The following is a 22,166-nucleotide window of genomic DNA, read 5'->3' as shown; positions in this document are numbered from 1 at the left end:
TTGCAAATGAAACCATTGATACTGATCGCCGCTGTGTTGGCTGCCCTTGTGCAGCCAGCGTTTTCCAAGAATACACCGAAACCCAATGTCGTGATCGTCATTACCGATGATCAAGGCTATGGTGATTTGGGGTTTACCGGAAACTCTGCGATTAAGACGCCGAACATCGATCGTTTGCGCAGCGAGGGCACTTTGCTGAACGACTTTCATGTTGATCCTACCTGTGCGCCTACGCGCTCAGCGTTGATGACTGGCCGCTATTCCAATCGCGTTGGCGTGTGGCATACGGTGCAAGGGCGTAATATGTTGCGCCGCCGCGAGGTCACGATGGCAAATATCTTTGGCGACAATGGCTATGCGACTGGCTTATTCGGCAAATGGCACCTGGGTGACGTGTATCCATACCGTCCTGAAGATCGCGGCTTTCAGCACACCGTTTATCATCAAGCCGGCGGTGTCGGGCAGGCTCCTGACTACTGGGGCAACGATTACTTCGACGATACTTATTTCGTCAATGGCAAGCCACAGCGCTTTGAAGGGTTTTGCACGGATGTATGGTTCGATGAAGGCATGAAATTCATTAAGGCGAACAAAGATAAGCCGTTCTTCGCTTATATTTCACTCAATGCCCCGCATAAGCCGCTCTATTGCCCACTTGAGTATAGTGATCCTTATGAGGGTGACCCACGTGTATCGTATCCAGAATTCTACGGTATGGTGACCAATATCGACGACAACATGGCCAAACTCATGGACATGCTAAAATCTGAAGGGTTAGCAGATAATACCATCCTGATTTTCATGACTGATAATGGCACTGCTGCAGGACTCAATGGTAAGGGCGGCGGCTACGATGGTGGCATGCGTGGTTCGAAAAATTCTGAATACGATGGTGGGCACCGTGTGCCGTTCATCCTTCGCTGGCCCAATGGTAAGATCGAAGCGGGAAAATCTGTCGAGCGCTTGACCGCACACATGGATATATTGCCAACTTTCATCGACCTCTGTGGGCTGAATGCGCCAGAGATCGATTTCGATGGCTCCAGTCTGCGTGAGCTCCTGTATACCGATGGCACCGAGTGGCCAGACCGTGCGTTTGTAGTCGAATCACAGCGTGTGGTCGATCCGATCAAATGGCGTAAGAGCGCGGTCATGACTGACCAGTGGCGCTTGATCAATGGCACGGAACTCTACGACATTGAAGCAGATCCAAAGCAGGCAAACGATGTCGCTGAGCAATACCCTGAAGTGTTTGAGCGTATGCGTGCCGAATACAACACATTCTGGGATGACGTATCTAAGGAGCACGACCTGATCAGTTACATGGTCATTGGTTCCGATGAGGCGCCGATCGTTACGCTCTCATCACACGATTGGCTACTCGATGAACTACCACCATGGAACCAAACCCACATTATCAATGGCGATGTCGCTGTGGAGTCGTTCTGGGCGCTTGAAGTCGAGCAAGCAGGTGAATACGAAATCTCTTTACGTCGCTGGCCAGTTGAAGCCGATAAAGGCATCAACGATGGCACCTACGGCAAAGCCTATAACTATAAGCAAGCACGGATGCGTATCGGTGAGGTCGATATCACTAAGGACATTCCTGCTGGCGCGAAAGAAGTGACTTTTAAAGTTACTTTGGAAAAAGGTGTGACCGAGTTGGCTCCACTTTTTATTGGCCCAGATGGATCCGCTACACCGTATTATGCGTATGTCACGCACCAGGCTAAGCCAGGTTGGCAAACTCCCGCAGGCATGGGCATGCCAGTTTACGATCCTACATTCGGCCGCGTGCCGCCGCAGGAAATCATTAAAGAACTTGGGGAGTAATCGCTGGTCGATTATTTACTGGGTGGGCTGCCTTAGCTGCCCCGCGCATTGCTAGTTGTTGTTAAGAGCTACCTATTTTATCTGTCGGCAGTAAAGCAGCCGTTCCCAGTTATCCTGATGAATTTTAAAGCAAAATATATCATCTCGTTCCTGCTCGGGAGCGCCTGTTTGGCAGCAGAACTGCCACCTTCCACTGGGCCGATTGAGCCCAATTGGGAGTCGATGGCTGAAAACTATGAAGTGCCGGAGTGGTTCGTTGATGGTAAGATCGGGGTATGGATGCACTGGGGGATTCCGTCCGCAGCTGGTGACGACCGTCCAAATGACGGTTCGTGGTATGGGCGTAATATGTATGGCGGTGGTAAGAAGCTCGCGAAAGAGCTATCTGCATGGCATACTGAACGTTACGGCCCTCCAGAAGAGTTTGGCTATGATCAATTGATTCCTTTGTTCAAAGCAGAGAATTGGGATCCTGATGCCTTGGTTGCTTTTGTTAAAGACAACGGTGCGCGTTTTGTGGTGCCTCGTGACTTGCCGGATGCGTTTGTCACTGGATTTAAGATTACGCTTAAGTAGTCATTTTCCATCTAGAGCTTACGTGTGTATCAAAAGTGTTGGTGACGTCGTTTGCCGCTGCCCCATCTCAAGAGCCGCAACGGCCGCCTAGACTCTTTGATGCGCATAAACGTGATCACCACAGTTTCTGTTTGATATTAGATCAGGGCTAATACGCTACAGGTCTTCATGTGTCTACGTGATGCAGGAATATGCATATACGCCATTACCATTGAGTGATGGATACTATAGAATACTGGACAAGCTGATGCGGTTAATTCAGTATCCTAATAAACTCTTACCCTACGACTTTTTTACCCTTTTTATAATGAGAATGCACTCACTTCGCCCTGCACTGATCCCTTCTATTATTATACTCGCAGTGTCTCTTGTGCATGCTGCTAACGGGGAGACTGTAGTAAAGTTTGAAGGCTTCACGAGTGGAGATGGCGAGAGTAACAACTTAATGGTGAACGGTTCGGGCGATCACCAGAAGGTAGTTCGAAGCGTCGAGCTCGTAGATGACGAGGATCAATTCACCTACAAGGTTACCTACTCTGGAGCGGATTATAATGGTGATTCACGTCAGGACACGTTGAGTTTTGACCTAAAGGCCATCGGTTATTGGAAAGGGGAAACTTCCACCTCCGAGGAACTCAAGGAAGAAACCTCAGCGCATATCGGGTCGGTGAAACTTGGCAGGTCTAAGTCGGTGTTGCAGCCTAAGCGTGGAGGGCGTGATACCTTCACTGTAGCTGGCAATATGAGCGTAGGAGATAGTCTCCAGTTTTCCGTAGAGAATGTATCGGTCAATATCGACGGATACTCTGCAGTTTTTAATGGCTTTAGTGGCTTCCAGATCCGTGAGACTGGTTCTAGTTATGGGCATATGGTTGTTGTCGGTGTCGGCGGGCCGAACTTACTCACACTGAGAACAAATGAGACTCTGGATGTGGATTTTGGTTTGGATGTTCATAAGACACTTACAGTGAGTGCGGCAGATGGCATCGGTTCGAACCCCCAGCGCTGGGGTGTGCAGAATTTGGAATTCGATATCACTGTGAGTGATAAGAAGTATGTGGATATCCCTGAGCCCGCAAGCTACGGGCTTCTTCTTTCTTTATCTGCGTTGTGCGTGACGATGTGTCGTCGCCCGCGTATGACACGGGGAATTGACCGCGTATGACACGGGGAATGTGTGGACGGGTTGAGAGGCATTAACGCGACGCTGAAACGCTTTAATCACAGCGACTTGTTTACTGTGACCGAATCGTTAACTGCTGGATCGGATTCCCTGGCTTGTTTCGTAGCGGAAGGGGAACTCATTTGGACCGCTGATTAAAGACGAGCGCTCTGCAAGAAACCGCTTCACGCCTCCGATAGATAGAAGTTCTATACCTCGCAGGCTCATCGAGCAGAACACAAGTAAAGGCAGCACATCTGTCGTATTTACGATGGAGTTCATGTCATTCCGGAGTAACGCATACACATGATTCATATCAATGCATATGCATGATAGGCGCAGAGCGGGAATCGTGGTAGGATTACATTTGAGTCCTATTCTATTGATTAGCGATTTATCCCCTCTCTGCCCCCAAATCCCCAAGTGCCCTGTGCGAGCTCTCGAACTCGATACCTTCCTGTCTATTCGTATGCCATGCGAGTCGTTTTTACATGACTTTGATGAGCGAATGGTGAGCTCACGTGAAGACAGCCCCTCACGATGAAATCTGCGAAACAACCCCTCCTTATAGTATTCGTTGGTTTATTATTCTGTGGAAGTGCTCAGGCGCAGATTGATGTGCCCACTCTCGGACAGGGAGAACGTGCGGATTGGCTGAGAGGCTCGTGGGGTGCGCTGTGGCTGCCGGAGAAGACCTTCAACGGTAATATCGAAGGTGTCACAATTGAGCCATTCTTAGCTCAAATTGATCATTTGAAGACGATTGATTTCGTTCAAATCGGTCTAGCCTGCCCGAGTATCTACTCTCCAGTGCATTCCGCTCCACATGCTATTATCGAGAGTCTTTGGCAGGGGGACATGGATGATAATGGCGATCCGCTCAACCTAGTGGTGCCACGTGCGTCCGCGGAAGACCCCTTTTTAAGCTGGATCGTCGCCATCGATGAGGCGGGGCTCAGAACGCAGGTGTATGTGAATTCTTACAATTTACTGGCACGCAACCCTGATAGTATTCCTGACGACTACCCTGAGCTGTCAGCTCGCTGGGAGGAATACTGCGATACCAATGAGGAAGTTCAGACTTTCATTAACAACCATCCGTATCTCTCAGTAGGTGATCCTGATCGTCGAAAATATATGTTCTGCTATGCAGAGTTTATCCTCAAAGAATACTCGATTCGTTATGGCGACTTGATTGACGCATGGCTGTTTGACTCAGCCGACAATATTATGGAAGCCTGTGGCGATGATGCAGGCAGTGGGGAATTGGATGATCAGAGGATCTACGAAGCCTTCGCGGATGCTTGCCATGCGGGTAATCCAAATGCAGCTGTTGCGTTTAATAACAGTGTCGGCACCGCAGCTAAGCCGTTTGCGACACCTTCGTTGTTTGATGACTATACCTTTGGGCATCCATTCGGCGGCGCGGGCGATATGGTCGAGACCGAGAGTTTGTATACGCGAAATTTTGGGATTTGTGAATATATGAGCCTTCACAATGGGCTGCCGTTTGCGACGACGGATACCAGAGATTGGAACGATGCGGTGGTGGGGCACTTCTTTCCCAAGCAGAGCACTACTTCTTGGAACGCTGGCGCGAATCCCTGTTTAACCGACGAGGAATTTGTGGAGTGGACCAGTGTTGGCATTACCAATGGCGGTTCCATCGCATGGGGCACTGCGCTCTGGTATGTGAACCTCGAAAATCCAGGTTATAATCTGACGCTGCGCGATTATGCATTGGTGCAGTTAGAACTGACGGATGATTCTTTGAGTGAACTTCAGTTTCCAGATGCACCGAACTGGAGGCGGGCTGACACACCATTGCCAGAGGCTACCCGTGATATTTCCTATAGTCATTCATTGACTGATGGGGTCGATTTTTGGGATCCTGCGGGTGGGGTGATTGACAGTTTGACATTGGTCGACGCACCATCGTGGCTCTCAATTGCGGAAACGAGTGCAGGCTCGGGAGTCTGGGAGTTGACAGGCACTCCGACGGAGACTGTCGCAACGGGTTACACTTTCGATCTCAGTATTACAAGTGGCGAGACGGAGTCATCGAGAACGGTGAAATTGGTAGTCAACGTGCCTATCTTTCCGACTGAGAGTCGGACGATTAGTGGCGGGGCCGTTTGGTCGGATTCGGCCCTTGAGTTGACTTACGATAATAATGGAACTGAGACTGATAATCGGGCGATCAGTTATTCCACTGAATCGTTTCAGTCGAGTAGTGGTTTTACCCTGACTGCCTATTACACCACCGGCGTGGTCGGTAATAATGCATCGCACAATTTATCGTTCGGCTTGGTGAGTGACGAGACTGACCTGTCTGCTTACGAGGGTTTCAATCCGTTTGCCGTCGATACCAGCGTTTATAGTATAGGCGTGAATGTGACTGCGAATCAGGGAGCGTCGGCACGCGGAGTGAATTTTACCAACGGAGCATCGACCACGACGCTCGATAGTGCGGGCACGAATGTGCAATTTGTGAAGAATGCTTCGACGCCCGTCGTGCTGGAGGTGTGGGAGAATGGCGGTTGGAGCTATTCGATCAATGGAGTGACTGAGGCGACTGGAGTCATCCCCGACGGCTTTGACTTGAGTCAGAGTTACCACGTGGTGGTGTATGGTCAGGACGAAAATGGGGCTGGTAAATCGATCCAATCGCTGAACTTGGAATCTCGAGCGATCGGCCTGCTGGCTGATTGGAATCTAGATGATATATCTACTGCCGTGGTCGAGGATGTTTCGGGCCATGGTTTTCATGGCGCTCTGATCAATGGCACTGCGGTGAGCGGTGTGAATGGCGGGGCAGTGGACTTCAATGGATTAGCTGGCGGTGTCACGCTCCCCGCTGCTGCCTTTGAGTCTATTAGCAACGAAGTGTCGATCGCGTTCTGGGTGTTTGGAGACAGCAATCACCCTCGGGCAGATACAGTTTTAAGTGCGGTGAATACGGATGGAGATCGGATGTTAAACATTCACCTGCCGTGGCAGAACTCTTTAGTGATTTGGGATGCTGGGAATAGCGGCGGCAAGAACTATGATCGTATTTCCAAGCTTGCCGAGCCTTCTGAATATATGGAGCGCTGGAATCATTGGGTATTTACTAAGAATGCAACCAGTGGGCTGATGGCGATTTATCTAAATGGTGCGCTCTGGCACAGTGAAACGGGTAATATCACCACGATCAGCGGGATTACGACGGATGTATTACTAGGCAACGACTTTGAGGGACGGGTCTATGATGGTGCCATTGATGCGCTGAAACTCTATGATGTCGCACTGGATGCGAGCGAGGTCACTGAACTCTATGAACAATACGAAGGATATGACGCATGGACTAGCCGTTACGCAGCTTTGGACGGCATTGATCAAGATGCGGATGACGATCAGGATGGCATGTCGAGCTTGTTAGAATACACACTGATGGGAAATCCCGTGGCACCAGATCAAGTGCTTTTGCCTGCGCTAGACGCTAGCGGAGAGAATTTTGTATTCACCTTTAATCGCCGTGCGGCGTCGGCCACTGATACCGCGCAGGTCTTCCAATACAGCCCGAATCTAGTGGACTGGTATGATCTGGACATCACTGGCGTGCCAGCATCCGAAGTCACTGTCGGTGATGCCTTCGCGAGTGTCGAGTCCGTGACCGTGACCGTGAGTAAAAGCGTAGCAGTGGATGGCCGCCTGTTTGGCCGTCTAAAGGTGGAAGCTCAGTAGACCTATCGTGAGAATTTTAAAAATGCATATACTCACGCGCGCCATGATTTTTGAAAAGTGCATTCAAGCACTTTCGCAATCCTATCGTAGGGGCTTTGCTTGCGAAGACCGCGCAAAGGCCGTAAGCACACGACGTCTTTCAACATCTCCTAAGCTCGTCGGTGCCGCACCTGTCCTCCGTAGCTCGTCGAGCGTAGGAGGAAGCATCACCCCTTCAGTGATTTCTGAATCATCAAGGATCACATTCGCTGATACGCGACTGTTTAGTTTGAATCGATTACAAGTGATAGCGCTCTATTTACTGGTCGTGTCGATGCTCCCAGCAGAGGTGCTGTATCAAGACTCCTTTGACGGCGACACGCTTGCGGTGAATTCAAATGGAATCGGCGGAGGAGCGATCAATGGCACGATTGAAGGCCACGCGTGGACTGATGATGGTGCGGCAACGCTTGTTACCAATGACTCAGAACCCGAGAAGCGGGCGCTGCTGTATTCTGCGAACACCTTCCAATCGGACCATGGTTTTAGGCTTACGGTCAACTATACGACAGGATCACTTGGAGATTCCGGAGCCCATAATCTTGCATTTGGCTTGATCGCCAGCGACACCGATCCATCGACCTATTCCGGATTCAACCCTTTTAAGATAGAGACTGGCGTCTACAGCATCGGAGTTAATTTGACGGCAAATGGCGGAGCGGAAGCCCAAGGGCTGAACTTCACCGATGGTGCCACGCGCACCACTCTGGATCAGTCTGGCAGTCGAGCCCAGTTCAAGTCGGGAGAAGCATGCGAAGTTTCCATTGAGATCGCTGAGGGAGGCTATTGGTGTTATCGGATTGACGGAGTCTACGAGTCCTCCGGAGTGTTACTTGAGGGTTTTGATCTTAGCCAGAATTACCATGTGGTAGTCTATGGGCAAGATGACGACGGGGGCGGTAAGTCGATTCAATCGATTCAATTGGAAACAGCACCCGCACCCGGTGAACGTGCAACCAAGCTAAGGGGCAGTTGGCATGGGGGCGAGGGGGACCTGGAGAGTATTAAAGACTTTAAAACGCTCGATGAAGTCGGGGTTAGATTTTCTGATGGCGCTTCACTGTCTGCCCAACATTACGTGCCGCATAAATTACTTGAGACGGTTGCACTTGAGGGAGTCGATGGTGCAGGCCCTTCAATCGATTACATCGTGGCGCCGACTTGGGGCAACCTCGCTCTGGACGAGCCTGAGAATGATGCTTTTCTCGATGAAATCTTAGAAATCAGAGCGGCTGGCTTCAGAGTCCATGCATATACAAATTCTGAAAACTTTGTAGGTTCAAATGGGGATTCCCTTCAAGAGTTTGTGGATCGTTGGATGGAATACTGTGATGCGGATCCAGATATGCAGGCATTCATCAACAGCCAACCTTTTCATACTGGAGTCTGGAATCAAACGACTCAGCAGTATGACGATGCCTCCGCGACCTATCCGAATCGTAAGTATATGTTCTGTTATGCCGAATTTGTGCTTAAGGACTATTCACTGCGTTATGGTAACTATATTGATGCGTGGATTTTTGATGATGGGGGAACCATGGAGCAGAATGGGGACAATGCGACGAGTGGAATCATAGAAGAGCAGCGAATTTATCAGGCCTTTGCGAATGCGGTGCGTGCCGGTAATCCAGACTGCCCGATCGCTTTTAATAATGGTCGTAGCACATTAAATTATAATTCCTTCCCATTTGCACATGCTGTCCGTTTTGATGACTTCACCTTTGGGCATGCTTTCGGGGGGAACAATGATCACGCGAGTAAGACAGGCACACAGTTTGCCAATAATTATAAGCATATAACGAGAATGACCGCGACAAACGGTTATGTTCATGACGGTGGCGCTTGGGAGTGGGATGATCTGATTGTCGGAAATATGCATTCTAAGCTGAGCACGACGGCATGGAAGTATGGGACTAACCAAGCATGGGAAGAAGCCGATTTCTTACAATGGAACTTAGAAGCGATGCAAGCGGGTGGGCACTTGACATGGAGTGGCTCAATCTGGAGGTCTAACCCCACGCTGCAAAGTTGGGCATACGACTTATTGAAAGCTCTGGATGATCACTTGGCCGAGTTTGAAAACCCTGGGGCGCCTAATTGGGCCAGAGCTTATACTCCCTTGCCAGATGCCTATATTGGCGTGCCCTATTCTCGTGCGATAGTGGAGGGCGTTGACTTCTGGGATCCTGAAGGTGATGCAATTCTGGATGTGCTGTTTGCAGAGAGTGCAGATGGAGTGCCATCGTGGTTGACTGTGCAGGAGGTGCCCGTGGATTCAGGCACTTGGGTTCTGTCGGGCACGCCAACGGAGACATCGGCTACAGAATATGATTTCAGGCTTCGTGCCACGGATGCGTCTGGTGGCAGAGATCGCTGGGTGAATCTAGTGGTGAACGCGATCCCATTCATGGACATGGAAAGCCGATCGATCAGCGGCGGTGCATCGTGGGTGCAAGTCGGACCAGAGCTAATCTACGATAGTGGCGGCACGAATTATCAAAACAGAGCGATTTGCTACTCGAGTGACGCGTATCAATCCGACTCTGGGCTTCGATTGACGGTGAATTATACCACAGGAAATATTGGCGATAGCGCGGCACATAACTTTTCCTTCGGATTGATTCGCACGGACACGGATCTCTCCACATATGCTGGTTTCAATCCCTTTAAGGCAGATACCAGTGTTTATAGTATCGGCGTCAATCTGACGGAGGATAGTGATGCGACAGCTCAAGGCTTGAACTTTACCAATGGGGCAACGCGCTCGACCTTGGATCAGTCTGGAGATAATATCCAATTTCCAGTCGATCACTCGACTACGGTGGTCATCGAGATTAGAAATAACGGGGCGTGGAGTTATTCAGTGTCTGGCGTGACGGAGGCATCTGGCATCATTCCCGAAGGGTTCGATCTCAGTCAGCAATATCGTGTGGCCGTCTATGGACAAGATGACAACGGCGATGGTAAATCCATTCAGTCGATCGAATTGGAATCCATATCGAATAGTCCGCCTGTTGCGGGCAACGTCGCTACGACAGTCGATGCAAACAGCTCAGTTGGTGTGACTCTCGTTGGCTCTGATGCTGAAGGCGACAGTCTGACGTATTCGATCTTGATCGCTCCCGAGAATGGCATCTTGAGTGGCATCGCTCCGAATCTGACTTACACGCCCAATCCGGACTATGTCGGCCTTGAATCATTTACTTACAAGGCCCACGACGGGGCAGCCGATAGCGAGGACGCGACGGTTCGAATTGCTGTCGGAGAGCCGTTTGGACTCGTTGCTGATTGGTCCTTAGATGATGTTTCCAGTGGGGAAGCTTTCGATGTGTCCGGCCATAATTTCCACGGCACACTGTTGAATGGCACCGGTGTGAGTGGAGTGCATGCCGATGCGGTGTATTTCAATGGAATGAATAGCACTGTTTCTATTCCGACCGAGGCTTTTGGATCTATTAGCGACGAAATCACAATCAGTCTGTGGGCGAATGGAGACGTTGCACAAGAGTTGGGGAATTCATTTATTTTCGCGACTGATAATAGTGGGGATCGAGTGCTCAACATACATCTCCCCTGGACGAATTCTAAGGTTTACTGGGATGCGGGGACAAGTGGTGGCACTGATTATGACCGCATCTCAACACCTGCCGTTGCCTCAGAGTTTATGGGGCGTTGGAATCACTGGACCTTCACGAAGAGCACAATCAGCGGGGAGATGAAGATCTATCTCAATGGGGCACTCTGGCATAGCGGAATAGAGAAGATCAAGCCGATCAGTGGTATTACAGAAGTCACCCTTGGGTCGAGTCAATCGGGGGCTCATTACCATGGTATGCTTGATGAGATCAGACTCTATAACACGGAGCTCACTGCATCTGAAGTGAGCGATCTCTACGACGCATACGAAGGCTATGAGGCGTGGACAAGTCGTCACCCGAGTCTGGTAGATCTGGAGCCGGATGCGGATGCCGATCAAGACGGCATCACTAGCTTGCTTGAATACACACTCAACGGCAGTCCGTTGGAGGCCGACCAAGTCATCTTACCGACGCTCGATGCTTCTGGTGAATACTTCGTTTTCACATTCACGCGTCGTGTGGAGTCCGCCAGCGATACCGCGCAAGTCTTTCAATACAGTTCGAACCTACTGAATTGGTATGATCTGAACATCACAGGGGACCGAGCCGCTGAAGTCAGTGTGGTCGACGGAATCACAGGCACCGAGGACGTAACAGTGACCGTGAGCAAAGACATGGCCGAGGATGGTCGACTCTTCGGACGCCTGCAGGTGGAAGCTAAGTAGATCCTACCGTGAAAATTTTAAAAATGTATATTCAAGCCATTTCGCAATGCTATCGTAGGGGCTTTGCTTGCGAAGACCGCACAAAGGCCGTAAGCACACGAGGTTTTTCAACATCTCCTAAGCTCGCGGGTGCTGCCCCTCGACCAGCCCAGAGCCTAGAGACAGTCGAAACGGCAAGCAGGCCCCTTACGAAAATGTCTGGATCATTAAGAATCACGTTGCCTCATATGCGGGCGTTTACTTTGAACCAATTACAAGTCATCGCGCTCTATTTACTGGTCGCTGCAATGCTCCCAGCAGAGGTGCTGTATCAAGACTCCTTTGACGGCGACACCCTTGCGGTGAATTCGAGCGGAATAGGTGGAGGAGCAGTCAATCGAACGATGTTCACTCATGCATGGACGGATGATGGGGACGCGACTTTCGTCCCGACAGGGACGAGTTATACGCGGAGGGCACTGTTGTATTCGGCGAATACGTTTCAATCTGACACAGGCTTCAAGCTGACTGTTCGCTATACAACTGGTTCGGTCGGAAATACTGCTGCTCATAACCTTTCCTTTGGCCTCATCAGTGGTGACACCGACCTATCAACCTACGGCGGCTTCAATCCTTTTCGTGTGGATACCAGTGTCTACAGTATTGGAGCGAATGTAACCGAAGATCAGGATGTGGCTTCGCAGGGTCTGAACTTTACCAACGGGTCGACAGTGACCACTTTGGATCAGTCAGGCACGCGCGCTCAGTTCCAAGCGGGTGAGACCTGTGAAGTCACCATCGAAATCGGCAAGGGCGGCTATTGGTGCTACCGTATCAACGGTGAATACGAAGCATCGGGTGTGCTGGCGGATGGCTTTGACTTAACCAAAGAGTATCACGTGGTCGTCTATGGTCAGGATGACAATGGTGGAGGGAAAGCCATTGAATCCATTCAGCTCGAAAGCGGCTATGCCAACGGCGAACGCGCCGCGCACATCAAAGGCACGTGGTCGGGTGGTTCGACGGTTGTCTGGCAGATGGCCGACTTCAAAACACACGACACCAAGCAAGTCACCTTTAACTCGGGCGCTTCAGAATCGGCGCTTCATTTTGCTCAAAGCAAGATTCTTGAGATCGTCGATCCGAGCCTCACGATCGTCCCGACGTGGGGAGATTTAAGCCAAGACGAGCCTGAGAATGACATCATGCTCGCAAAGATCCTCGAAATCAGGGAGGCCGGATTTTATGTAAAGGGCTACAGTAACTGTAAAAATCTCACCGGGGTGAATGGTGAGACCTATGAGGCGGCTGTCGCCGCATGGCAGAGCTACTGTGATACGGATCCTGAAATTCAGGCATTCATCGATAGCCAACCCTTTCACCGAGGCGTCTGGGACAGTGAGTCACAAACGTATATCGCAGATGCAGACGGAGACGGGGAGGACGATTATCCAGAACGTAAATACATGTTCTGTTATGCAGAATATGTCCTAAAAGATTACTCACTGCGCTATGGATCTCTCATTGACGAATGGATTTTTGATTCTGCGGATGACATGCCAGCGAATGGCGACAGTGACTCGAGCGGAATTATTGAGGAACAGCGAATTTACCAAGCATTCACCAACGCGATCCATGCGGGAAATCCTGAAATTCCAGTGGCCTATAATAATGGCCGAAGCACAGTGAATTATAACAGTTTTCCTTTTGCCGCGGCCGTGCAGTTTGAAGATTTCACCTTTGGGCATGCCTACGGGGGCAATAATGATCACGCCAGCGAAGACACTGGCACATTAGGCCGAAACTATAACCATGTGCTCCGCATGATGGAGACCGATGGTTACGTGCACGACGGGGGAGCCTGGACCTGGGACGACCTGATTGTCGGAAATTATCACTCCAAAGTCGCGACTACGAAATGGGAGGATGGTCCGACTAATGCTTGGGAAGGTAAGGAGAATGTGTTCTTGCAATGGAACTTAGAAGCACTGACTGCCGGTGGCTCCATGACATGGGGCGGTTCCACCTACGTCTCTCAAGGGGCAACGCAGGTCAGACCGTGGGCCTATGAATTGTTGAAACTGTTGGATGATCATTTGGCTCAATATCAAAACCCTGGTGCTCCTAATTGGACCAGAGCGCGAACCATCTTGCCTGAGGCAATCATTGGTCAGGTGTATTATCACGTGCTAGAAGAAGAAAAAGATTTTTGGGATCCTGAAGGCGATGTAATCGATGCCGTGTGGACTCAGACAGGAGCCCCCGTATGGTTGAGTATCTCTCAAGACCCAAATGATGCCAGCCGTTGGATCATGAGCGGTATTCCAACAGAGGCGGAAGTCACTTCCCATGAGTTTAGTCTGCAAGTCAGAGATGTGAACCTTGAGGCGAGATCTCGTGAAGTGGAACTAGAAGTGATCGAAAATTCCGTGACATTTGATAACACAGATGGTGGTGCACCCGTTTGGATTAGCAGCACGTTGAGCCTGCCAGACGCATATAAGCGTGAGGCATATGAATATCTGCTGAAGCGTGGTCAGGACTTTGAAGACTTCGATGGCGACACTCTGACCATGACAGTCGTGGCTGGAGTTTCCTGGCTGAGCTTGGAGCAAGTCGCCTCAGATATTTGGAAATTGAGTGGCACGCCAGACAGCTCAAATGCTGGACTCAATACCATCCAATTGGAATTGAGCGATGGTTCCCAATCCACTTCGGCCAGCTTGCAGATCACTGTGACCGATGCTCAATACCTGAGCATGGAGACCAATTCCATCAATGGTGGAGCCTATTGGACGACGCTGCCATTTGCATTGGGAACCGCGGATGAACTGAGTTACTCTAACAGCGGCAATAATTATGACTACCGTTCGCTCATGTATTCGAGTGAAACATTCCAATCCGACGGAGGTTTTACGCTCACAATCAACTATACAACGGGCACGATTGATAGCATTTTGGGGCATAATTTTTCCTTCGGTTTGATCAGTGCGGATACCGACGTAGCCAGCTATGCTGGGTTTAATCCATTTGCAGCAGATACCAGCGTTTACAGCTTGGGCGTGAATGTCATCGAAAACCGAGGACTCAACTTTACCGATGGCTCGTCTGTCACCACCCTTGATCAATCAGGAAGCAACGTTGATTTTGTTGCGGGGACTTCAACCGAAGTGATCATCGAGGTGGGGCCGAATGGGGCATGGACGTATTCAATCAATGGAATTGAAGAAGCATCAGGCGTTATTGCCGAAGGTTTTGACCTGAGCAAAGAGTATTATGTGGCCGTTTACGGTCAGGATGACAACGGCAATGGAAAGAGCATCCAGTCCATCGCATTGGATCTGAACACGGCTCCATTGGTTGGTATGCTGGCGGAGTGGAATTTTGATGCCGGAACCAGTAGCGCAGTGCTTGACTCTACGGCGCATTCCTTCGATGCAATCGCGTATAATGGGACGCTCGTCAGTGGACTCGTCGGTCAGGGCATGAGCTTTAACGGGAGTAGTTCGTATGTGGATCTGCCTGTGGAGGCCGTTTCTTTAATTAGTAATGAGATCACGGTATCGATGTGGGTGAATGGCGATGCGACGCAACCAGCTGCGGAGACCATTTTAAGTGCGATAGACAGCAGTGGAAATCGAGTGCTGAATATCCATCTCCCATGGAGTAGTTCCAAAGTTATTTGGGATGCAGGTAACAGCGGCGGCACGAATTACGACCGTATTTCTAAAGATGCCTTTGCTTCCGAATTCATGGGTCGATGGAACCACTGGGTCTTTACTAAAAGTGCGACAAGCGGGGAGATGGAGATTTATCTCAATGGATCACTCTGGCACAGCGGAACTGGTAAGGCGAGGTCGATGGATGGAATGACAGCAGCCTTTCTAGGAAGCGGTGACGGACAATCCCATTATAGTGGCATCATCGATGAAGTGAAACTCTACAATATCGCACTCAGCCCAGACGAGATCTCCGAGCTCTACAACGCATACGAAGGCTATGAAGCATGGACGAGTCGTCACCCAAACCTGGAAGAGATGGAGCTGATCGCGGATGCCGATCAGGACGGTATTACGAGCTTGCTTGAATACACACTCAACGGAAGTCCGTTGGAGGCAGATCAAGTAATATTGCCGACGCTGGATACGTCTGGTGCGTCTTTCGTTTTCACATTCACACGCCGTTCGGAGTCCGCGAGTGATACTTCGCAAGTCTTTCAATACAGCTCAAACCTACTGGATTGGTATGACCTCAATATCACAGGGGATCGCGCCTCTGAAGTCAGCGTGGTCGATGCCATCGACGACACCGAGGATGTGACAGTCACTGTGAGCAAAGACCTGGCAGTAGAGGGTCGACTCTTCGGACGCCTTCAGGTCGTTGCGGAGTAATTCTATTTTCATTCCCCATTTCCTCCTAATTGAAATCAAATATGTATCCCCCAGATGTCTAACCTCTGCTAGGTGCAGGTTCGTTCTAATAATGAGCGACACCTGATTCTACCGAACTCTCTCTTCCCCCTAAACCCCATTATTAGGCTCTGCGCACCGCGCATGTGCCCTTGAGTGCGCGTCTCCCCACGCCTTCAACCTCCCCCCCTCATTCATTAGAATTATTCTAGGCATGTCATGTCATGCGTCGCTATGCGATGCGTCACTGCAGCGTCAAAGTAACCATGCGTTGTCTTTGGTCGGATCCAGTGCGTCAGCGGTCTTTCCTTGTCATGAAATTTCCACCCTCAGTTAACCCCAAATCAAAGAATACCATATGAGATCTACAAACAGAAAACATGCAGCGCTATACATCGTGATAGCGTTGTTATCCATCATCCGATGCATGGCCATCGAAAATGGCGAACGAGCCAACTGGCTTCGTGGTGCATGGGGGGGCGTCTGGCTCCCCGAACAAATGCAAAACGGCGGTGTCGAGACCGTCTCGATTGACGACTTCCTAGAGCAGATAAGTGAGCTCAATACCATCGGTTACATTCAACTAAAGTTGACTGAAGCCTATATCTATTCACCCGTGCATACTGCACCGCATGATGTGCTGGAAAGCTTATGGGAAGGCGATACCGATGCGAATGGTGACCCGATCAATTTGATCGTTCCACGCGCTTCTTCGGGAGTGGATCCATTTTACAACTGGCTGATCGCGATCAAGGCTGCGGGCTTAAAGACGCAAGTCTATGTGAATAGCTCAAATATGCTGGAGCGCACAGGGATGAGCAACCCTGACTCTTTTTCAGAGGTTACGGCACGCTGGAAAGATTATTGCGATACAAACGCAGAGGTGGTTGCTTTTGTGAATAGTCACCCTGACATTGCTGCGGACGACCCAGAGAATCGGAAGTATATGTTCTGCTATGCGGAGTTTATCCTCAAAGAATATGCGATCCGTTACGGTGATTTAATCGATGGATGGATTTTTGATTCGGCAGATTATATGGTAGGTGCTGGAGACGATGCTACTAGCGGCGTTTGGGCTGATCAAAAAGTCTATGGAGCTTTTGCGGACGCCGTGCACGCGGGTAATCCATATGCGCCTGTGGCGTTTAACAACGGCCCGAACCGAGAGGATGATATTGAGAATCCATTTTCTGCGGCGACCCGTTATGATGATTACATGTTCGGCCACCCATACAACGGCGGTAAATCCATTGGCAGTGTCGACAACGGTGTATACGACCTACACTTGGCCTTGCTCAATTGGATCTATGATCGGTCCGGAAATGTGCACACCAATGATGGCCGCACTTGGGCCTTCGATAATAAAGTGGTGGGGCATTTTTACCCTCCAATGAGCACGACTTCTTGGAATTCAGGCATAACTGCCGCGTTGTCCGATGATGACTTTAATTGGTGGAATGAAATTGCCATCACTGGCGGTGGCTCGATCTCGTGGGGGCTGCCTTTAAATCGTTCCAATGTGAGTAATGCCTCTGGGCCGATTCTTACGGTGCGCGATTGGGCATTTTCCCAACTGGAAGGACTGGATGAGCATATGAGTCAGTTCGTGACTGGTATGTTCAACATAAAACAGGATATCGGTTCGCCTGCTTATTCGGGCAACAGTAGTTACACGCGCTCTAGCGGAAAATACATTATCAACGGATCGGGAGCAGATATATACGACGCAAGTGACAGTTTCTATTTCCCTTCCAAGTATCATGCAGGTGATGGCGAAGTCATTGCACGAGTGAACACCGTTGAGGACACGAACAAATGGGCCAAGGCGGGTGTGATGTTTCGCGCGAGCTCTGCAGCGGGTGCGGCAAACGTGTTGATCGCGGTTCGCCCTGATCGACGTGTGACGATGCAGTATCGCACTGCAACGAATGGCTCTACCGTTTCGCTCGGCACCATCGGCAATGCAACCGATACAAAATGGGTCAAACTGGTTCGTGATGGTTCGTTATATACGGGCTACTATTCGGCGGACGGTGAAGCATGGACGAAGGTCAGTGATGTCACCATCAGCGGCATGCCGAATATGTTGCTCGTCGGACTTGCTGTGACTTCGCACGATGTAGCGACCCGTTGCCGAGCTGCTATTTTCAATGTGTCGGTTTCTAGCCAACCGCTAGGCTTCTTCACGAGTGCCGTCAATGTCGGCTCGCCTGGTCTGTCGGGCAGCATGAGCCATGAGGACGGCGCATATGTGCTTGAAGGCAGTGGTAATGATATTTGGAGCACATCGGACAACTTCTTTTATACCTCACAGCTTCGCAATGGTGACCAGACGATGATTGCCCGTGTAGCTGACTTGGAAAATACCAATACATGGGCGAAGAGCGGCATCATGATGCGTGAGTCGCTCGATGCGAATGCAAAGCATGTGATGGTGGCGGTGCGTCCTGATAAAAAGGTCGCGATGTTCTGGCGCAATACCACAGGTGGCAGCTCTGCCTATTCTGGACTTGTCGGTGACACCACCAATGCGAAATGGGTCAAACTTGTGCGCAGTGGTGACTCGTTCACTGGGTATTACTCCACGAATGGCACGACTTGGACGACCCTCGCCACAAAGACGGTCTCCATGGCTGCAGATGTTGAGGTTGGCCTCGCGACTTGCTCGCATAGCAATGCGAGTCTCACCTCTTCGACATTCACAGATATCTCGATTGATTAAATAAATCTCTCGAGTCCTAAGCATTCGGAAAAAGGTCTCACCCCGAGTGAGAGTCACATCTCGCTCGGGGTTTTTCGTGTAATCCATTCCTTGTTTGAAGTCTGTGGGACTTCGATTCAGCAGTTCTGTGTGGTGCTTCGAAGCACCTAGTCGATGGAGCATTGAATTCATTGAGGCGAATGACGTATTCACGTAATATTCAAAGGTTAATAGCAATGTTACTGTGCTGTTGACGAAGTATTCCTTCGCTGTCCTCAAATCAGATAGAACATGAAATCCCATGCTGATCTGAAGAATCAGTTAGTTGCTCCCATGTCTTTATCAACACAAGTATTTTAATGAAGGTATTCTACCTAATCTGCATCGTTTGTTGCTTTTCACTATCTGCTCGAGCGGACTATGCCAGTGACCGCGCTGCGATAGTTGCGCTTGGCGATCTAACTGCGACGCCAACGATGTATGAGGTCGATACCAGCGATACGATTTACAAGTCGTCTGAAACGATCAAGAGCCTGACGCCCTCAGCGACCGAACAGACACTCGACTCGATCTTCTTTGAATCTGTGGACTACTCTGGTATTCCGACTACGAACCCCACCAGAGTGTATGCATTTGTTGGTATGCCACAATGGGAAGAGGGGGATGATCCTTTACCTGCGGTCGTTCTAGTTCATGGAGGATCCGGTATGGCGTATGCCACTTGGGCGAATCTCTGGGCTGAGCGCGGCTATGTCGCCATCGCGATCGATACCGAAGGTGCTTCCAATACTACTGGACGCCACAACAAGGGTGGGCCGCGCAGAACCGGCGTCTTCGACGAGTCCGACGTCGCCATCGAAGATCAATTTATGTATCACGCCACCGCTGGCGCGATCTTAGCGAACTCCTTATTGCGGAATCTTCCTTTCGTCGACGATACCAAGGTCGGTATCCACGGAGTCTCATGGGGCGGGGTGATTACCTCCAACGTCATCGGCGTGGATAGTCGCTTCGCTTTTGCGATTCCGACTTATGGCACTGGCCATATGTGGGATGGCATCGGGAAATGGCAGGAGGCGATTTCCGATGCGGGTGGCACGGACTACTATAAAAATGTGTGGGACCCGATGCTTTACCTCGAAAATGCGACGATGCCGATCATGTGGTTGACCTGGCTCAACGACAGCACGTTTAACATGGATTGTCAGGCCAATAGCTACAACCAAGCGCCCGGCACACGAATGGTCAGTATTATTCAAGGCATGAAACATTCCCATGCGTGGACTTGGTCACGAGCTGATTCCTATGATTTCGCGGACAGCATCGTTGGCAATAATCCTGGATCCGTAGGGCTGAGCGCAAATAACCCATGGTGTGTGCAACAGAGCCTGAGTCTGGTTGGTGATCAAGTGCAGGTGGAGTTTGAATCCACTAGACCGCTTACCAGCGCTACCTTGTATCACAGTAATCAGATGGGCGACATTAAGGCATTTTCGTGGACCACTGTTGCACTGACGGACTTTGCAGAAACGTCTCCTGACTCTGGAATCTGGCAGGGCACCGCGACGCTGCCATCGGACGCCACGGCGTGGTTTGTGAATGTGACTGCCGATACCTCGATTTTTGAGACAGCCTTCTTGGACGATGCCACGACTTACCTTTCTGAGACGATCTTTGTCAGTTCCCGCTTACAGGAAGTGGTGAATGTTGAGCAACCCAGTCTGGTAGCAATGGAGCTCGTGACAGGAGAGTCCAGTGCAACAGCCGAAGTGAGTGTCGACTTTACCGCAATCTATAATCTCGAAATCACATCCGTCGATTTCATCAATGAAACCCATGCTGGGGCGTTTTCAACGGATGAGCCTTTCATCTTTGGTTTGTTAACTGATACCGCCTTTGAGGTCGCTTTTGATAATACAGTCGCGGGGCTCGATGTTGGTGAAAGCGCTACCGCAACGTTACGTCTGACTTGGGTCGGTCTGGATAATGTGACGACGGAGACCATTGATATTCCGCTGAGTGCGACCGTTGTGAGCACACCGTCTGTGACCTACACATGGGATGGTGGCGGAACGAACAATAAATGGACCGTCGCTGAGAACTGGGTCGACGATGTGAGACCTGCTGCAAACAGCGACGTGGTCTTCTCGGATATCGGCGGCCTCAAGTGTAATCTCTTTTCCGACATTACGATCAGAAGCCTGACGTTTGATGAGTCGATCGATAGCACGTTCGAATTCAATGTTTTCAGGTCGAGTTCATATGTCCGGCACTTGACGTTGGACAATAGCGGCAGTCCTGCGATGGTGAGCGTCGAGTCGGGCTCGGAAGGTGAGTGCATGATCAGCGATTTAGAGACTGCGGGCTCACTCATTCTCAATGACAGTCTCGATATCGTTCACAACGGCAGCGGCAGCCTAACCTTTGATTTGACGATTGCTCAGCAGGATGGTGAAGCCAATGGAATCACCAAGTCGGGGGAGGGGGCAGTGATTCTGCAAGGCGCAAATACCTACACGGGTGATACCATCGTCGCAGCAGGCCGCTTGACGCTCGAATCGGGTGGTTCGCTCATGTTCGCTCCGACGATCAATGGCGCGAGCAATCAACTCGCAGGTGCGGGTGGTGGCACGGGCGCAGTGTCTTTGAACGGATCATTCTATGTTGAGTTAGGTGATGCCGACTCCACTCGTGGGAATCAATGGTTGTTAGTCGATGAAACTGACCTAGGTGTGACGTATGCAACTGACACTTTCAGTGTGAATAGCTCACTGGGCTCATTTTTAAACAATGCCGGAGTCTGGACATTGGATGATGGCAACATTCGTTGGCTCTATACCGAAGCAACGGGGCTTCTGGAAGTTACAACAGTATCTGCGGCCACTTACACTGCATGGGCATCCGGTTCATTCACGCATTCGTTTACCGAGTCTGGCGCATTGGTTGATTTTGATGGTGATGGGCTCAACAACTTATTGGAGTTCGTTTTTGGCGGCGATCCGACCATCAGTGAGACTGGGATCGCACCCACTGTGAGTGAATCGGACGGTGGCCTACTAATTCACTTCCGCCGTTCCGATGTGTCCAAGCAATCTCCATTCACTACAGTCACCGTTGAACTTTCGGACGATCTGACATTTACCGATCCTGCAAATGATATCGTGATTGGAAGCACCAGTGATAGTGGCCCGATTGGCGAAATTGGAGCCTCATACACGGTCACGAATAGCGATGGATTTGATCAAGTCGTAGTTACGATTCCGATGAATGGAATCTCTAGTCATTTCATTCGGCTTTCAGTGCCTCAACCTTAAGCGTGAGTGCCATTTGAGTGGCTGTGGTTCTGCAGTGTCTCTCACAAAGGCGCAAAGGCACAAAGCTGTTGAGTGTGATTTAAGTCGTTTAAATTATCCTAAATTCAGCAGTTGGCTTAGGCTC

General features: G+C 50.3%; 8 protein-coding genes. All 8 read left to right on the top strand.

What is annotated here, in order from left to right; genetic code table 11:
- Window positions 1-6: 6 nt before the first annotated feature.
- The 8 genes from GZZ87_RS17345 (at window position 7) to GZZ87_RS17310 (ending at window position 22,042) form a co-directional block, all read left to right on the top strand.
- Window positions 7-1,833, top strand: coding sequence for an arylsulfatase (locus tag GZZ87_RS17345; RefSeq protein ID WP_162026991.1), 1,827 nt, complete (start codon window positions 7-9; stop codon window positions 1,831-1,833).
- A gap of 117 nt (window positions 1,834-1,950) precedes the next feature.
- Window positions 1,951-2,409 carry an alpha-L-fucosidase gene (locus tag GZZ87_RS17340; protein ID WP_162026990.1) on the top strand — a complete coding sequence of 153 codons (459 nt, stop codon included), beginning with the start codon at window positions 1,951-1,953 and terminating at the stop codon, window positions 2,407-2,409.
- Window positions 2,410-2,722: 313 nt separating this feature from the next.
- Window positions 2,723-3,574, top strand: a complete 852-nt coding sequence (locus tag GZZ87_RS17335) for a hypothetical protein (protein ID WP_162051181.1) — start codon at window positions 2,723-2,725, stop codon at window positions 3,572-3,574.
- 537 nt (window positions 3,575-4,111) lie between these two features.
- The gene (locus GZZ87_RS17330; protein ID WP_162026988.1) at window positions 4,112-7,297 is read left to right on the top strand and encodes a LamG domain-containing protein; all 3,186 of its coding nucleotides are present in this window, start codon (window positions 4,112-4,114) and stop codon (window positions 7,295-7,297) included.
- A 22-nt stretch (window positions 7,298-7,319) separates the two neighbouring features.
- Window positions 7,320-11,639 carry a LamG-like jellyroll fold domain-containing protein gene (locus GZZ87_RS17325; protein WP_162026987.1) on the top strand — a complete coding sequence of 1,440 codons (4,320 nt, stop codon included), beginning with the start codon at window positions 7,320-7,322 and terminating at the stop codon, window positions 11,637-11,639.
- Window positions 11,640-11,833: 194 nt separating this feature from the next.
- Window positions 11,834-16,009 carry a LamG-like jellyroll fold domain-containing protein gene (locus tag GZZ87_RS17320; protein ID WP_162026986.1) on the top strand — a complete coding sequence of 1,392 codons (4,176 nt, stop codon included), beginning with the start codon at window positions 11,834-11,836 and terminating at the stop codon, window positions 16,007-16,009.
- A gap of 445 nt (window positions 16,010-16,454) precedes the next feature.
- Complete coding sequence (locus GZZ87_RS17315) at window positions 16,455-18,749, top strand: DUF1349 domain-containing protein (RefSeq protein WP_162026985.1); 2,295 nt, start codon at window positions 16,455-16,457, stop codon at window positions 18,747-18,749.
- Between the two features lie 338 nt (window positions 18,750-19,087).
- A complete protein-coding gene (locus tag GZZ87_RS17310; protein WP_162026984.1) occupies window positions 19,088-22,042 on the top strand; it encodes an autotransporter-associated beta strand repeat-containing protein in 2,955 nt (984 codons plus the stop codon).
- The last annotated feature ends 124 nt before the right edge of the window (window positions 22,043-22,166 follow it).

Origin of the sequence: Lentimonas sp. CC4, from assembly GCF_902728235.1 — a bacterium.
Classification (GTDB): Bacteria; Verrucomicrobiota; Verrucomicrobiia; order Opitutales; family Coraliomargaritaceae; genus Lentimonas.
The sequence above is the reverse complement of the archived record's forward strand: the minus strand, read 5'-3'. Positions and strand labels throughout refer to the sequence as shown.

Coding starts and splice junctions, on each gene's coding strand:
- GZZ87_RS17345 (WP_162026991.1), top strand. CDS start 7: ATGAAACCATTGATACTGATCGCCGCTGTGTTGGCTGCCCTTGTGCAG.
- GZZ87_RS17340 (WP_162026990.1), top strand. CDS start 1,951: ATGAATTTTAAAGCAAAATATATCATCTCGTTCCTGCTCGGGAGCGCC.
- GZZ87_RS17335 (WP_162051181.1), top strand. CDS start 2,723: ATGCACTCACTTCGCCCTGCACTGATCCCTTCTATTATTATACTCGCA.
- GZZ87_RS17330 (WP_162026988.1), top strand. CDS start 4,112: ATGAAATCTGCGAAACAACCCCTCCTTATAGTATTCGTTGGTTTATTA.
- GZZ87_RS17325 (WP_162026987.1), top strand. CDS start 7,320: ATGCATATACTCACGCGCGCCATGATTTTTGAAAAGTGCATTCAAGCA.
- GZZ87_RS17320 (WP_162026986.1), top strand. CDS start 11,834: ATGTCTGGATCATTAAGAATCACGTTGCCTCATATGCGGGCGTTTACT.
- GZZ87_RS17315 (WP_162026985.1), top strand. CDS start 16,455: ATGGCCATCGAAAATGGCGAACGAGCCAACTGGCTTCGTGGTGCATGG.
- GZZ87_RS17310 (WP_162026984.1), top strand. CDS start 19,088: ATGAAGGTATTCTACCTAATCTGCATCGTTTGTTGCTTTTCACTATCT.